The organism is Mesorhizobium kamtschaticum (assembly GCF_056174585.1).
The window spans coordinates 1,634,298-1,647,878 of record NZ_CM149691.1 but is presented as its reverse complement, the minus strand read 5'-3'; the positions used below and the strand labels follow the sequence as shown (position 1 = coordinate 1,647,878).

General features: G+C 63.2%; 16 protein-coding genes. 10 read left to right on the top strand and 6 right to left on the bottom strand.

Going from position 1 to position 13,581, the window contains the following annotated elements:
• Positions 1–79 precede the first annotated feature (79 nt).
• Both rcdA and AC0V7N_RS08045 read right to left on the bottom strand, forming a co-directional pair.
• On the bottom strand, positions 80–613 hold the full coding sequence (gene rcdA / locus AC0V7N_RS08050) for a protease adaptor protein RcdA (protein WP_096451211.1): 534 nt from the start codon (positions 611–613) through the stop codon (positions 80–82).
• Between the two features lie 380 nt (positions 614–993).
• The gene (locus tag AC0V7N_RS08045) at positions 994–1,374 is read right to left on the bottom strand and encodes a hypothetical protein (protein ID WP_475456289.1); all 381 of its coding nucleotides are present in this window, start codon (positions 1,372–1,374) and stop codon (positions 994–996) included.
• A gap of 328 nt (positions 1,375–1,702) precedes the next feature.
• Here AC0V7N_RS08045 and AC0V7N_RS08040 point away from each other — a divergent pair, with 328 nt between their 5' ends.
• Positions 1,703–2,254, top strand: coding sequence for a DUF2269 family protein (locus tag AC0V7N_RS08040; RefSeq protein WP_475456287.1), 552 nt, complete (start codon positions 1,703–1,705; stop codon positions 2,252–2,254).
• A 31-nt stretch (positions 2,255–2,285) separates the two neighbouring features.
• Here the strand turns inward: AC0V7N_RS08040 and AC0V7N_RS08035 are convergent, their stop codons facing one another.
• The 3 genes from AC0V7N_RS08035 to AC0V7N_RS08025 form a co-directional block, all read right to left on the bottom strand.
• A complete protein-coding gene (locus AC0V7N_RS08035) occupies positions 2,286–3,056 on the bottom strand; it encodes a TSUP family transporter (protein WP_496627782.1) in 771 nt (256 codons plus the stop codon).
• Positions 3,057–3,170: 114 nt separating this feature from the next.
• On the bottom strand, positions 3,171–3,899 hold the full coding sequence (locus tag AC0V7N_RS08030) for a class I SAM-dependent methyltransferase (protein WP_475456285.1): 729 nt from the start codon (positions 3,897–3,899) through the stop codon (positions 3,171–3,173).
• A gap of 67 nt (positions 3,900–3,966) precedes the next feature.
• Entirely contained in the window at positions 3,967–4,425 is a 459-nt protein-coding gene (locus tag AC0V7N_RS08025) for an Lrp/AsnC family transcriptional regulator (RefSeq protein ID WP_475456283.1), read from the bottom strand.
• Positions 4,426–4,556: 131 nt separating this feature from the next.
• Here AC0V7N_RS08025 and AC0V7N_RS08020 point away from each other — a divergent pair, with 131 nt between their 5' ends.
• The 4 genes from AC0V7N_RS08020 (at position 4,557) to AC0V7N_RS08005 (ending at position 7,949) form a co-directional block, all read left to right on the top strand.
• Positions 4,557–5,441, top strand: a complete 885-nt coding sequence (locus AC0V7N_RS08020) for a DMT family transporter (protein WP_475456281.1) — start codon at positions 4,557–4,559, stop codon at positions 5,439–5,441.
• Positions 5,442–5,576: 135 nt separating this feature from the next.
• Positions 5,577–6,158 (top strand): PH domain-containing protein, encoded by a 582-nt coding sequence (locus tag AC0V7N_RS08015; protein ID WP_475456279.1) that lies wholly within the window; start codon positions 5,577–5,579, stop codon positions 6,156–6,158.
• 101 nt (positions 6,159–6,259) lie between these two features.
• On the top strand, positions 6,260–6,907 hold the full coding sequence (locus AC0V7N_RS08010; protein ID WP_475456277.1) for a thiamine phosphate synthase: 648 nt from the start codon (positions 6,260–6,262) through the stop codon (positions 6,905–6,907).
• 46 nt (positions 6,908–6,953) lie between these two features.
• Positions 6,954–7,949 carry a tetratricopeptide repeat protein gene (locus AC0V7N_RS08005; protein WP_475456275.1) on the top strand — a complete coding sequence of 332 codons (996 nt, stop codon included), beginning with the start codon at positions 6,954–6,956 and terminating at the stop codon, positions 7,947–7,949.
• 15 nt (positions 7,950–7,964) lie between these two features.
• Here AC0V7N_RS08005 and AC0V7N_RS08000 read toward each other — a convergent pair whose 3' ends face one another.
• Positions 7,965–8,981: a zinc-binding dehydrogenase gene (locus AC0V7N_RS08000; RefSeq protein ID WP_496627781.1), complete on the bottom strand. Its 1,017-nt coding sequence runs from the start codon at positions 8,979–8,981 to the stop codon at positions 7,965–7,967.
• 106 nt (positions 8,982–9,087) lie between these two features.
• Here AC0V7N_RS08000 and AC0V7N_RS07995 point away from each other — a divergent pair, with 106 nt between their 5' ends.
• The 5 genes from AC0V7N_RS07995 (at position 9,088) to AC0V7N_RS07975 (ending at position 13,580) form a co-directional block, all read left to right on the top strand.
• The gene (locus tag AC0V7N_RS07995) at positions 9,088–9,954 is read left to right on the top strand and encodes a LysR family transcriptional regulator (RefSeq protein WP_475456269.1); all 867 of its coding nucleotides are present in this window, start codon (positions 9,088–9,090) and stop codon (positions 9,952–9,954) included.
• Positions 9,955–10,070: 116 nt separating this feature from the next.
• Positions 10,071–10,637, top strand: coding sequence for an elongation factor P (efp, locus tag AC0V7N_RS07990; protein ID WP_027031631.1), 567 nt, complete (start codon positions 10,071–10,073; stop codon positions 10,635–10,637).
• A gap of 121 nt (positions 10,638–10,758) precedes the next feature.
• The gene (locus tag AC0V7N_RS07985) at positions 10,759–11,559 is read left to right on the top strand and encodes an inositol monophosphatase family protein (protein ID WP_172222784.1); all 801 of its coding nucleotides are present in this window, start codon (positions 10,759–10,761) and stop codon (positions 11,557–11,559) included.
• 98 nt (positions 11,560–11,657) lie between these two features.
• Positions 11,658–12,341, top strand: coding sequence for a PAQR family membrane homeostasis protein TrhA (gene trhA / locus AC0V7N_RS07980; protein WP_496627780.1), 684 nt, complete (start codon positions 11,658–11,660; stop codon positions 12,339–12,341).
• 213 nt (positions 12,342–12,554) lie between these two features.
• A complete protein-coding gene (locus AC0V7N_RS07975) occupies positions 12,555–13,580 on the top strand; it encodes a MotA/TolQ/ExbB proton channel family protein (protein WP_475456266.1) in 1,026 nt (341 codons plus the stop codon).
• The last annotated feature ends 1 nt before the right edge of the window (position 13,581 follow it).

The window sequence follows — 13,581 nt, the reverse complement described above, 5'->3', positions numbered from 1 at the left end:
GGCGGACAGCGATGCCAGCGAAATGTGAACAAACCGGAAACAACAGCCCCGGCGGGCGGGCAGAATCTGTTGAAATTGCCTAGTTGCGGGCGAAAGCGGTGTTGAGCAGGCTGATCTGGTCGGAAACCGGATTGGGCCGGCGGCCCATCGGCTGCATATCGACCACGGCGCCGGCGCCGTAGATCTCGTCGTCCATGCGACGCACCAGCGCCTGCAGGCGAAGCGAGCGGTTGACGAGGTCGAGGAAATCCTCGGGCAGTTCGGCCCAGCCGGCGGCTTCGTCATGGGCGGAAGCGGTGTCGAGGCGCACCTTGGACTTTTCCGACGCCACCTGGTCGCGGGTCATCTCGCCGGAATTGGCGGCGCGCTGCAAAAGCAGCCAGGAGGCAACCTGCATCAGCCTGGTCGTCAGCCGCATCGATTCGGCCGCGTAGAGCGTGGCCGCCAGCCGCGACAGTTTCTTGGCCTCGGCCCGGCCCTTTCCGTCGAGATACTCAGCCGCCTGTTCGACCAGCCCCATGCCTTCCTGATAGAGCGGTTTGAAGGAGTGCGAAAAAACCCGACGCTCCGCCAGCTTCACGGTTTTCGCACTGCCCTTCGAAGGCTCGTTCATTGCTACGCCCCTGCACTTGCAACCGGCCGATTCGGCTCACTGCCGATACACCCGGGACCCTATATGACTGAAGCTTGAAAATGCGCTTCGCCGGGGGTGAAGGCAAGCACATGTTTAACAGAAGGTTAACAGCCATCCATCGCGCAGGTTGCCGCCGGAATGCGGACAAAAAAAGAGCCGCGGATAAGGCGGCTCTCAGGAGTTTAACAGGGAGGCGTCAAACAAAGTGGCTCCAACCACTCGGTAAGAATCCAGATCACTGGATGCGCATAGTAAACGCCTGTAAAGCTTAATGAACCTTTAACGGCACCGATGTTTTTCGACCGAACGCCCGATTCCTGTGCCGTAACAGCACAGTCTCGAGCCCTCGGCTGATCAGTTCAGGCCTTTTTCCAGACCACCGGCAGCGCGATGAAGGCAAACAGCAGCATGCCTGCATAGAAGCCGATCGAGGCGATTCCCAGCAGCGGTTCGATTGCCGGCGTGCCGGCAAGCAGAATGAAGAGGCCGATCATGAGCCCGATTCCGCTGATCGCGGTCAGCCAGAAGTGAACGACGGCGATCGTCTTCTGCCCGACGGCCGGAAACAGGTGATAGAAGAAGGCGAAGACCGCCGACATCAGCCAGCCCGCGACCATGATGTGGGCGTGGGTTGGCATCTGGCCATGGTCTTCGCTGATCGCCATGTGGATGCCGAGCGCCATGCCGCACAACGCATAGATGATCGCCAGTGTGAAGAAATTCCGTGCTACCCCTTGCATGCTTGTCCCCTCGAATTGCCTTTTCCCGTTTTTCGGGAATGGGTTGATCGTCAGGCGATTGTGATCGCCACCGGGCTCCCGGCGTCGGCGCACTAGCATCGGCAGTGTTTCCAGACGATGTCGCGCTCCCCCTGACGCATTCGACAATAGCAGAAAATGAAACCGCGCATCGGTTTGCTGTCGAGAATCGCGCCGTGAAACCGCCGAAACAGAGCCAGTTTTTCGCGACATCGTTCCGAAACACCCGCCACGCTAAACGCCCGCTCTCTGACGGTCGGCGCAAATCCGCGCCACCGCAAACCCAACACAAATATCCCAGGAGCGACTGATGGACTGGTATTCGATCGTCAAATTTCTCCACATCGTCTCAGCCACTTTGTGGGTTGGAGGCGGCTTCGTGCTGTTCCTGCTCGGCGTGCTTGCCGAACGCGCCGGCAACATCGAGGACAAGCTCCAGGCGATGCGCGCCAGCGGGCAGTTGGGCGGGCGTTTCTTCGCGCCGATGTCGATGCTCACCTTGCTCTTCGGCCTCATCATGTGCAGCTTCTGGGTCGGGTTCTCCGACCTGTGGATCATCATCGGCCTGGTCGGCTACGCCACGACCTTCTCGATCGGCATGTTCATCTTCAAGCCGACCGGCGAGCGCATGGGCGCGATGATCGCCAAGGAGGGGGTGACGCCTTCCGTGCTAGCCATTGGCCAGCGCATGACGAGCGCGGCACGCTTCGACTATGCGGTTATGCTGGTGATCGTCGCCCACATGGTGCTCAAGCCGACCACACATGACATCGGCATCCTCGCCGGCATGACGCTGGTCCTGGTGGCGGGCGCCACGTTGGCGTTCGGCGGAAGCCGCCGGCTGGTGGAAAGCGCCGCCTGAGCATCGTGCGGCAGCAAAGTCGCCTCGCCTGTCACAGCAGGCCGGCGATCCCATCCCACAAAAGCTTCAGCGCCACGACCGCCACGGTCGCGTAGGTGAACGGATAGAAAATCTCGGGCCGCATGCGCCGCACCAGCCAGGCGCCGGCGATGGTCGACAGCGGCGCCAGCGGCATCAGCACCGCGGACGCCGTCAGATTGGCGGTGTCGAACTGGCCGAGCGCGAAATAGGGGATGAGCTTCAATGCATTGGTCGCGGCAAAGAAGATCGCGGCCGTGCCCGACAGCACCTTGGGATCGAGCCGGATCGGCAAGGCATAGACCTGGAAGGGCGGGCCGCCGACATGGGCGACGAAGCTGGTGAAGCCGGCGACCGTGCCCCAAATCGCGGCAGCCGCGCGGTTGGGTTCGGCGGCATGGTCGGAACCGTGGCGGAACTGCAGATAAAGCCAGCGCAGCACGAAGATGATGGCGACGGCGCCGACGATCAGCCGCACCGCCTCCTCGGTGACCAGTGCCGCGGTCAGCCAGCCGAGGCCGATGCCGATGACGGCGCCCGGCATCATGTCGACCAGCATCTTGCGGTCATACACGCCCCACCATGTCCACACCGAGACGATGTCCATCAGGCACAGGATCGGCAGCAGGATGGCTGCCGCCTGCACCGGCGGTATGGTCAGCGCCATCAGCGGCACGCCGACGAAACCGACAGCGCCGCCAAACCCGCCCTTGGACAGGCCGACCAAGATGACCGCCGGGATGGCGGCCGCGTAGAACCACGGATCGAGAAGCAGGCCTGACATGGGAGGGACTGGTCTGGAGGGAAGGCGTCAACGCCTGAATAACCCAGAATTGCGCTTCGGGCGACTGTAAATCCGGACCGGTTGCCGAACACCCGCCAATGTCCGGCTCGTGCCCTAGCGCCGGGCCGAGACCAGCAGGAACATTGGACGCTCGAGTTCTTCCACCAGTTCCGGCCTGGCCGCGATCTGTTCGGCTGTCGGACAGAATTCCTCGACATGCTCGATCGCGAAGCCGGACAGGATCAGCGCGTTGAGCGTGGTGCCGATGGTGCGGTGGTGTTTCACCACGCCCTTGGCCAGCCAGTCGGTCTTGCGCGGGCCTTCCACCAGATACCGGTCGACAGGCCACGTCTTGCGGCCTTCGGCATCGACCGCCCAGCCGGGTCTGGTCGGGGCCATGTAGATCGGATGTTCCGTCGAGAAGACGAAATGCCCGCCGGGCGACAGGGCTTGATGCACCGTCCTGAACAGGCGCGCGACGTCCTCGACATAGTGCAGGGCAAGCGAGCTGTAGGCGAGATCGAAGCCGCCATGCGGCAGGCTGAGCTCGTCGAGGTCGGCGCGCTCATAGGAGATGCCTATATCCGGGCGGACGGCCCTCGCATGGGCCAGCATCTTCTCCGACAGGTCCAGGCCAAGGACTTGGCTCGCCCCGTGCTCATGTGCCCAGCGGCAGAACCAGCCGAAGCCGCAGCCGAGATCGACAATTCGCAAGCCGCCGACATCGGGCAGCATCGCGCGCAGCGCCGGCCATTCGGCAGCACCTTCCAAACCTTCGACCGACCGGCCTAGCTGGCTGTAGCCGGCGAAGAAATCCGGCTGGTCGTAGATATTCTGCGCCATGTCTTCCTCGTCTCTCAGCCCATCATCTATGGGACCTGCAGCGCATTTCCACCGCGGCCATGCGGAGTCAAGACGATGATGAAGATGGTGCTCCAAGCGGCGGCGGCCGCCGCCGGATCGGCTGCGCCTTGATGATGGCGGTGCTGGTCTCGGCCTTGTCGGCAATGCGGTCGAGAATGCCGTCGAGGTCGCCGATCGAGCGCACGAACAGCCGGGCGACAAAACAGTCGTCACCCGTCACCTTGTCGCATTCTGCGAATTCGGCAATCTCCTCGATCAGCTTCTGGACGATGTGCAGCTTGCCCGGCAAAGGCTTGATGCGCACGATTGCCTGCAGCGTATAGCCGAGCGCCAGCGGATCGATCTCGACGGTGAACGCCCGGATGACGCCGCGCTCCTCGAGCCGCCGGAGCCGCTCCGAGACGCTCGGCGACGACAGCCCGACCTGGGCGGCCAGGTCCTTCAGCGAGGTCCGTGCGTCCCTCACCAGGATTTCGAGGAGATTTCGGTCGAGATCGTCAAGCATTTCATATTTCTCACGAATTCGCAGCAGTTTCCTAAAATAATTAGGCCATCTCCTCATACAGCCTTTTCTGCGAGATGGAAAGCACCCACGCCGCATGAGATTATGCCGCCTCAACGGTTCAGAGGTCTATCATGAACGATACAGTGCGCGGCACGATCGAAATGTCTGCTGCAATGGCGATCCTGGGCACGATCGGATGGTTCGTCGTCATGTCCGGGCAACCGATCATGGATGTGGTGTTCTGGCGCTGCGCATTCGGCGCGGTGACGCTGCTCGTCATCTGCGCCTCGCTCGGATTGTTGCGCAACAAACTGTCTTTGCGCATCATCGGCCTCGCCGCGCTTGGCGGCGCCGCCATCGTCATCAACTGGCTGCTCCTGTTCAGCGCTTTCTCACGCGCCTCGATCTCGATCGCCACCGCCGTCTACAACACCCAGCCCTTCATGCTGGTCGGTTTCGGCGCACTCTTCTTCGCCGAGCGGCTGACGCTGACCAAGCTGACATGGCTGGCAATAGCCTTCGCCGGCATGGTGCTGATCGTCGAGGCCGCGCCTGACGCCGGCGATGTCGGCACCAACTATTTTGCGGGCATCCTCATGACGCTGGCCGCGGCCTTCTTCTGGGCCGTCGCGGCCATCGTCACCAAGAAGCTCAAGGGCACGCCGCCGCATCTGATAGCGCTCATCCAGGTCTGCGTCGGCGTCGTCATGCTGGCGCCCTTCGCCAATCTCTCGCATCTTCCGGCCGACCCATGGAGCTGGGCCATGCTGGCGACGCTCGGCGTCGTCCACACCGGTCTGATGTACATATTGATGTACGGCGCCATCCAGAAGCTGCCGACGCATCTGCAGGGATCGCTGTCCTTCATCTATCCGGTCGTCGCCATCCTGGTCGATGTCACAGCCTTCGGCCATCGGCTGCATCTCAGCCAGATCGTCGGTGCCGTTTTGATCCTGACGGCGGCGGCCGGCATGAATCTCGGCTGGTCGCTGTGGAAGTCGAAAGTGCCGGCATAGAGCTCGCTAATGTTGGATAGCAGCTACGATACTTTCGAAAACGCATGATCTCGCGGCGGATAACGCGTTGCTGATTTGCGCGGCGATCGTCGTCCGTGCGATGTGGATGCGGGCACAAAGCAACGGGGCAAAGGCGTGGCGATCGGATCTTTTCAGGGGCGGCTATTGCCCCGCGAACACATCCTGTGGAGCGGCCTTCCCACGCAAGGCCTATTCTTCACTAGCCAGGATATGTTTCTCATTCCGTTCAGCCTTGTCTGGTGCGGGTTTGCAATCTTCTGGACCTATACCGCGACAAAGCAAGGCGCGCCGCTTTTCTTCGACGCATGGGGAGCAATGTTCATCTGCATTGGTCTCTTCTTCGTCTTTGGCCGGTTTGCAGTCGATGCGTGGTTGAGACGGCGGATCTCTTATGCGGTCACGGACAAGCGCATTCTCATCATGCGCACCGCTCCATTTGCCAACTTCACATCGATCGATCTGGAGCGTCTTCCCGACATCCAGCTAACCGGCGAGGGCGAAAAGCGTGGCAGTTTGCGCTTCGGCGCGGCGACATCGTTGTTCGGAAATCCGGGCGGCTGGCCTCAGTCGCGCTATCGAAGTTTTGCCAGTTGGTCGCCGGCTCTCGACCCGGTGCCGCAATTCCTTGGCATAGAAGATCCGTCGAAAGTGTTCGACATCGTCACGAAAGCCCGCAATGGTCTTCGTCCCGCCTGATGCCGCCTGACGGCTGACGCCTGTTCAATCCCGGCAGTTTGTTCTATGCCGCAATCCAACCATCTTCGCCCGGCATAGGCGAAACCCGGGATCGAAGAACCATGAACGACGCCACACCCCCAAATCGCTGCCGCATCGTGCTGATCGCGCCGTCCGGCGTGCCGGCCGCCCGCATCGCCGCCGCATTCGACGGCGGTGACGTCGCCTCGCTGATCCTGCCCGAGAACGGCATGGACGAGGCCTCCTTCCAGGCCTTCGCCGAACAGATCGTGCCGGCGGCTCAGGCCGCGGGCGTTGCCGTCATCATCGCCGGCGACACCCGCATAGCGGGCCGCGTCCAGGCCGACGGCATTCATGTCGAGGTTTCCAAGGCCGAGCTCGCCGAGACGATCGGACATTTTCAGGCGAAAATGATGGTCGGCGCCGGCGGCGCCAAGACGCGTGACGACGCGCTTGAGCTTGGCGAGACGCGGCCCGACTACATTTTCTTCGGCCGCTTCGGCTACGACAACAAGCCCGAGCCGCACCCGCGCAACCTGTCGCTGGGGCGATGGTGGGCCGACATGATCCAGATCCCCTGCATCGTCATGGCCGGATCCGATCTGGCTTCCATCGAGGAAGTGGCCGCCACCGGCGCCGAATTCGTCGCGCTGTCGAGCGCGGTGTTTGCCGACGGCGTCGATCCGCAAGCGGCGATTGCCCGGGCCAACGCGCTGCTCGACGAAACCGCGCCGCGCTTCGAGGACTGATGTGGCTCCGGTAAGGCTTCCCCTTCAGGCCTTGCTTGCAGCGGTCATGATCCAGGCCGCCGCCGCCGAAACCATACCCTTGCCGCAGCCCAAGCCCGAAACCGGCGTGCACACCGACAAGCCGATCGAAAAGCAGCTGCCGCAACCCGCCACCACGGCGGAGCCCGCACCGCTGCCCTCGGTCGACAGCATCAACCCCGACCGCTTCGGGGCCAAGCCGGTGGACGCGGCCTATGGCGCCTTCCAGCGCGGGCTCTACAAGACGGCCTACAATCTCGCGCTGGTGCGTGCCCAGAACGGCGACCCGGCGGCGCAGACATTGGTGGCAGAGATCCTGTCGCGCGGGCTCGGCGTGCCGTTGAACGCGGCGGAAGCCTCGAAATGGTACGCGCTTGCCGCCGAGCAAGGCGTGCCGGAAGCGCAGTTCCAGTACGCGCTGATGCTGCTCGACGGCCGCTACGTCAAGAAAGACACGAAAGAAGCCTACGCGCTGATGCAGGCCGCCGCCGAAGCCGGCAACCAGTTGGCGCAGTTCAATTTCGCGCAGATGCTGGTCCAGCAGGATCCCGGCGACGCGGGTCTGACCAAGGCTGCCACCTACTATGAGCGCGCCGCCGCGACCGGCCTCGCCGACGCGCAGTACGCCATGTCCCAGATCTACGCCAACGGCGTCGGCGGCAAGCCGCGCGACGACGCGCAGGCGAGGCGCCTGCTGGCGCAGGCCGCACGACAGAACTACGATACCGCGCAGATCGATCTCGCCGCCTGGATGATAGAGGGCCGCGGTGGCGCCCGCGACCTGAAATCGGCTTTCGGCTGGACGAAGCAGGCCGCCGAGGGCGGCAATGTCGCCGCCGAGAACCGCCTGGCAAAACTCTACATGCAAGGCATCGGCACCGATCCGGACCTGGTGCTCGCCGGCGCCTGGTACATCGTTGCCCGCCGCGCCGGGCTCATCGATCCCGACATGGACGATTTCCTGCAGGGGTTGAGCGACGACCAGACCAAGCAAGCCCTGCAGAAGGCGAACCGCCTGCCCTGACGGCGGTTGGCGGAATCATTGCGTGTGGTCGAGGACGACCTTGCCGAAAGGTGAGCCGTGTTCGAGGTGGTGAAAAGCCGCCGCTGCTTCTGTCCAGGGGAAGACGCGATCGATCATCGGCCGCAGCCGGTTAACGGCGAGCGCCCGGTTCATCGCCTCGAAGGATTCGCGTGAGCCGACCGGTATGCCGCGCGTCCGGACCTGGCGTCGGAAGATATCGAGCGGATTGATCGTCCCTTCGCTGCCGCCGAGATAGCCGATGACGTTGATCTGGGCTCCACGCGCCGACGCCTTCAGCGACTGGGCGAAGCTTTGCGGCCCGCCGACTTCGATAATGTGGTCGGCGCCTTGTCCACCGGTCAGCGCCAGCACGACTGACGACCAATCGGGATTATCGCGATAGTTGATGCCGTCATGCGCGCCAAGCGCCTTTGCCCGCGCGAGCTTGTCGTCGCTGCTCGACGTGACGATGACGCGCGCGCCGGCTGCCGCGGCCAACTGCACCGCAAACAGCGAGACGCCGCCAGTGCCCAGGCTGAGCACCGTCTCGCCCGGCTTCAACTGGCCTTCGGTGAACAGCGCGTGCCAGGCCGTGACCGCGGCGCAAGGCAATGTCGCCGCTTCGACATCGCTGAGATGTGGCGGCGCAAGCACGGCTGCCTGTTCGTCCAGCCGCGCGAACTCGCTGAGCAAACCATCGATGGGACCGCCGCGCTGATAGGAGGGTTCGGCCATGGCGAAGCTGCCGCCGACCCAGCGCTGCCAGAACGTGCCGCAGACGCGGTCGCCGACCTTGAAGCGGGTCACTTCGGCGCCAACCGCGACCACTTCGCCGACGCCGTCCGAGAGCGGCACCAGCGGCAGCGCAAAGGCGGTGTGGTAGCTGCCACGGGCGATCTCCACGTCGCGGTAGTTGAGTGCGGTTGCCCTGACCTTGATGATCATCTCCTGGCGGCCCGGTTCCGGCATCGGCCGCTCGACCCGTCTGAGATTGTCGATGCCGCCGGGGGCCTGCAATTCAATCGCTTGCATTGTCTTCCCTTTCCTTTTGGAACTCCGTTGAAAGGAAAATCGCTTGCCGGCGCCATGATTTCAAATTCATAATAATCAGAATGATTATGCATCTGGAGTATTCGAAATGCTGGAGGAATTGCGCACGCTTGTTCTCTTCGCCGAGGAAGGTTCGATCCAGAATGTGGCCCGCCGCCTGCCTCTGACGCAGCCTGCCGTCACGCGGCAGATGCAGCGACTGGAGGAGATGCTCGGGACAACGCTTCTCGATCGCCGGCAGAAGCCGCCGCGCCTGACCGCGGCAGGATTGGAGGTGCTGGCGCGTGCAAAGGACATACTGGCTTCGGTCGAGGCTCTGAAAGCGTTCGCCGCTGACGCCGAGCCGCGGGGCGTGCTGCGTGTCGGCCTGGCGCATGGTTTGTCCGATGCGAGCATTGCCAGCGCCATCGCCGGCGCGTCCGCCGCGTTTCCAAAAGTATCGTTGCGGCTCAAGACTGGCTGGAGCGCGGAGCTCATCGAGCAGTTCGAACGCGGTCAACTCGATATGGCGATCGTTCTGCGACCTGCCGATCATCAAGGCTCGGACGCGCTCGGCACCGAACGTCTCTGCATCATAGGGCGGGCTGGCGGCACCGAATCCCATCTCACCGACGCGCGAACTGACATGCCTTGGGTTCTCAGCCCCGCGCCCTGCGACGCGCGTCAGAGGCTCCTCTCCAGTTTGGGCGGTGAACGGCACCGGCTCGTTGTGGCGGCGGAAATTCAGGACCCGGCGATGCAGATGGAATGGGTCCGTCGGGGACACGGCCTTGGCCTCATGCCGTTGCGGCTCGCGGCGCGAGGACTTCCCGACGGCCTCGCGCTCGTCGATGTCGAAGATGTCGACCTTTCATTGCAGGTCGTGGCACTGCGCTCTCCGCACCTCAACCGGCTGGCGAAGGCCGTGGAGGCCATTGCAAAGGCCGTCGGCGAAGCCATCAAGATCAAGGCCTGATGCTGGCCAGGCGGCTGGAGCCGATCCGGCGTCCCTTGCCTCTCCGGGCGATTTGTGGTCTTGGGAGCCGCTAAATCGCTTGTCCCGGCGAAAATCTCATTCCGGATCCCATCATCATGGCCAAGATCAATGGCAACGAAATCCGTCCCGGCTACGTCATCGAGCACGATGGCGGCCTCTGGGTGGCGGTCAGGACCAACACCGTCAAGCCCGGCAAGGGCGGCGCCTACAACCAGGTCGAACTGAAGAACCTCATCAACGGCACCAAGCTCAACGAGCGCTTCCGCTCGGCCGAGACGGTCGAACAGATCCGCCTCGACCTGAAGGATTTTTCGTTCCTCTACGCGCAGGAAGACGCGCTGGTGTTCATGGACACCCAGAGCTACGAACAGCTCGAACTGAACAAGGATTTCGTCGGCGACCGCGCCGCCTTCCTGCAGGACGGCATGATGGTGACGGTTCAGCTCTATGAGGAAAGGCCGATCGGCATCTCGCTGCCTGACTATGTGACCCTGACCATCACCGAGGCCGACCCGGTGGTGAAGGGCCAGACGGCGGCATCCTCCTACAAGCCGGCGGTGCTGGAGAACGGCATTCGCGTGCTGGTGCCGCCCTTCATCGGTGCTGGCGAACGCATCATCGTCGACACCAACGAAATCACTTACGTGCGCCGCGCCGACTAGAGCATGATCCCGAAAAGTTGCAGACTTTTCGGACAAGATCATGCGTGCAAAGACAAGCAGATGAAGCGGGGTCGCGATCCAATTTGAGTTGATCGCCCCAGGCTTTTGGAGTTTCAACGATATGGCACGCTCAGCCCTTCTCAACGTCATGGTCCAGGCCGCAATGAAGGCCGGCCGCTCGCTGTCGCGCGACTTCGGCGAGGTCCAGAACCTGCAGGTCTCGCTGAAGGGCCCGGGCGACTATGTCAGCCAGGCCGACCGCAAGGCCGAGGACATTCTGTTTGCCGAGCTGTCGAAGGCGCGCCCGGGCTATAGCTTCCTGATGGAAGAGCGCGGCGTGGTGGAAGGCGATGACAGCCAGCACCGCTGGATCGTCGACCCGCTCGACGGCACCACCAATTTCCTGCACGGCATCCCGCTGTTCGCCGTCTCGATCGCGCTGGAGCGCCAGGGCCAGATCGTTGCCGGCGTCATCTACAATCCGGCCATGGACGAGCTCTATACGACCGAGCGCGGCGGCGGCGCCTTCATGAACGACCGCCGGCTGCGCGTCGCCGGCCGCATCAAGCTGGTCGACACGGTGATCGGCTGCGGCATGCCGCATCTGGGACGCGGCCACCACGGCAATTTCCTCGTCGAGCTGCGCAACGTCATGGCCGAGGTCTCGGGCGTGCGCCGTCTCGGTTCCGCCGCGCTCGATCTTGCCTATGTCGCCGCCGGCCGCATGGACGGCTTCTGGGAAACCGGCCTGTCGGCCTGGGACATCGCTGCCGGCCTGCTCCTGATCCGCGAGGCCGGTGGGTTCGTTTCGGACATGGATGGCGGGCAGGACATGCTGGACAACGGCTCCGTCGTCGCCGGCAACGAGGTCATCCAGCGCGCTTTGCTGAAGGCCGTGAAGAAGCCTCTCTCGGCACGCTGACAGGCACGGCGCGCTGAAGGGCCGCAGTCGCAAAACCGCAACCAAAGCTTGAAATACTGTCCGGCGGTTACCCAGATAGGGGTGACGCAGGACGTGAGATGACGAACACACCGCCGCAACTTGAAATCCCCTTTATCGGGCGCTGGCACTACTCCCGCGCGGAGATGATCGCCGACGGCATCGTCCATGCTGTCGGTATCGTGCTGGCGATCGCGGCCGGCTCGGCGCTGCTGGCGCTGGCGGCGTTTCGCGTCGGGCCAGGCGAATACATCGCCGCCGCCTTCTACGTCGTTTCACTGCTCACCGTGCTGTCGGTATCGATGACCTACAATCTCTGGCCGGTGACGTCGCCGGCGAAATGGGTCTTGCGGCGCTTCGACCACGCCGCGATCTATCTCCTGATCGCCGCCACCTACACGCCCTTTCTTGCCCAGCTCGATGGCTCGCCATTGGCCAGCTGGATGATTGTCCTGGTGTGGGCAGCGGCCGCCGCGGGCGTCGCCATAAAAGTCTTTCCCGGCCGCCTCGACCGGCTGGCTGTTGTCTTCTACCTCGCCATCGGCTGGAGCGGCATCATTCTGGCAAAGCCGCTTGTCCAGACCCTGCCGACGACATCGCTTGCGCTCATCATCGCCGGTGGCGTCGTCTATTCCTGCGGTGTCATTTTCTTCGCCTGGAAGGGACTGCGCTTCCACAATGCGCTGTGGCATGGCTTCGTCGTCACCGGCGCCGGCCTGCATCTGGCGGCCATGGTCGACTGTCTGGTCATCAATCGTCTCTGATCATGGAAACCGATTTCGGTTTCCATCTCGGATCGGACGGGTTGCATACTAGCCCCACGGCAATATTGCCAAGCGCCATTCAATTTGGTCACAATTCCGTTTAGAGTCGCCAACTGCGTGATCGGCGGCGCTGGAGCAATTCCAGGGAAAGTGTGAGCGGTTTCCCGTTCGGAATTGCGTAAAGGCAAATAGAGCATCGGAAACGGGGCACGGATGGCTTTTCTCAGATCCTTCGGCATAGGCAGGCGCTCCGACGTCCTGATCTACGATCCGCATAAACTGTCGAGTCCGCAGGTCTTCCTGCTGACCATGGTTATCTTCCTGGCCATCGTCGCCTTCATTGCCGCCATCCTGACCCGCCAGATCTCGACCGCCTTTGGCAGCAATCCCGGGCTCAACGGCCTGATCGTCGGCGTGCTCGGCGTCGGTATCCTGCTTGCCTTTGCCCAGGTCGGGCGGCTGTTTCGCGAGGTGCGCTGGGTCAACTCCTTCCGTGCCGGCTCGGAGACAACAGAGCCGGTTCTGCTGGCGCCGATGAAGGCGATGATCGGCCGCTCCTCCGCGACGGCCTTTTCGACCAGTTCGATGCGCACCATGCTCGATTCCATCGCCACGCGCCTCGACGAAAGCCGCGACACCTCGCGCTACCTCGTCGGCCTGCTGGTGTTCCTCGGCCTGCTCGGCACCTTCTGGGGCCTGTTGAACACGATCGGCTCGATCCGCGAGACCATTGAATCGCTCGACCCCGGCACGGGCGACGCGGCGGCGGTGCTCGATTCGCTCAAACAAGGGCTTTCCGCGCCGCTGGCCGGCATGGGCACGGCCTTCTCGTCCTCGCTGTTCGGCCTGTCGGGCTCGCTCGTGCTCGGCTTCCTCGACCTGCAGGCGGGCCGCGCCCAGACCCGCTTCTACACCGAACTTGAGAACTGGCTGTCCTCGGTCACGGATCTGTCGTCCGACATCGTCGTCTCCGACCCGGCCAAGACCGAATCCTCCGACGAGATCCGTGTGCTGTCGGAACGGCTGCGCAGCATGCAGGAGAATGGCGGCGGCTCCAATCCGCGTGTCGCCACCGCCATGGCCAATCTCGCCGACGGCATTTCCGGCCTGGTCAAGAACATGCGCTCCGAGCAGCAGATCATGCGCGACTGGGTCGAGGCCCAGTCCGATGAACAGAAGGCGATGCGCAACACGCTGGAAAAGATCGCCGACGCCCTGAAGAAGCCCGGGGTGCATTGAC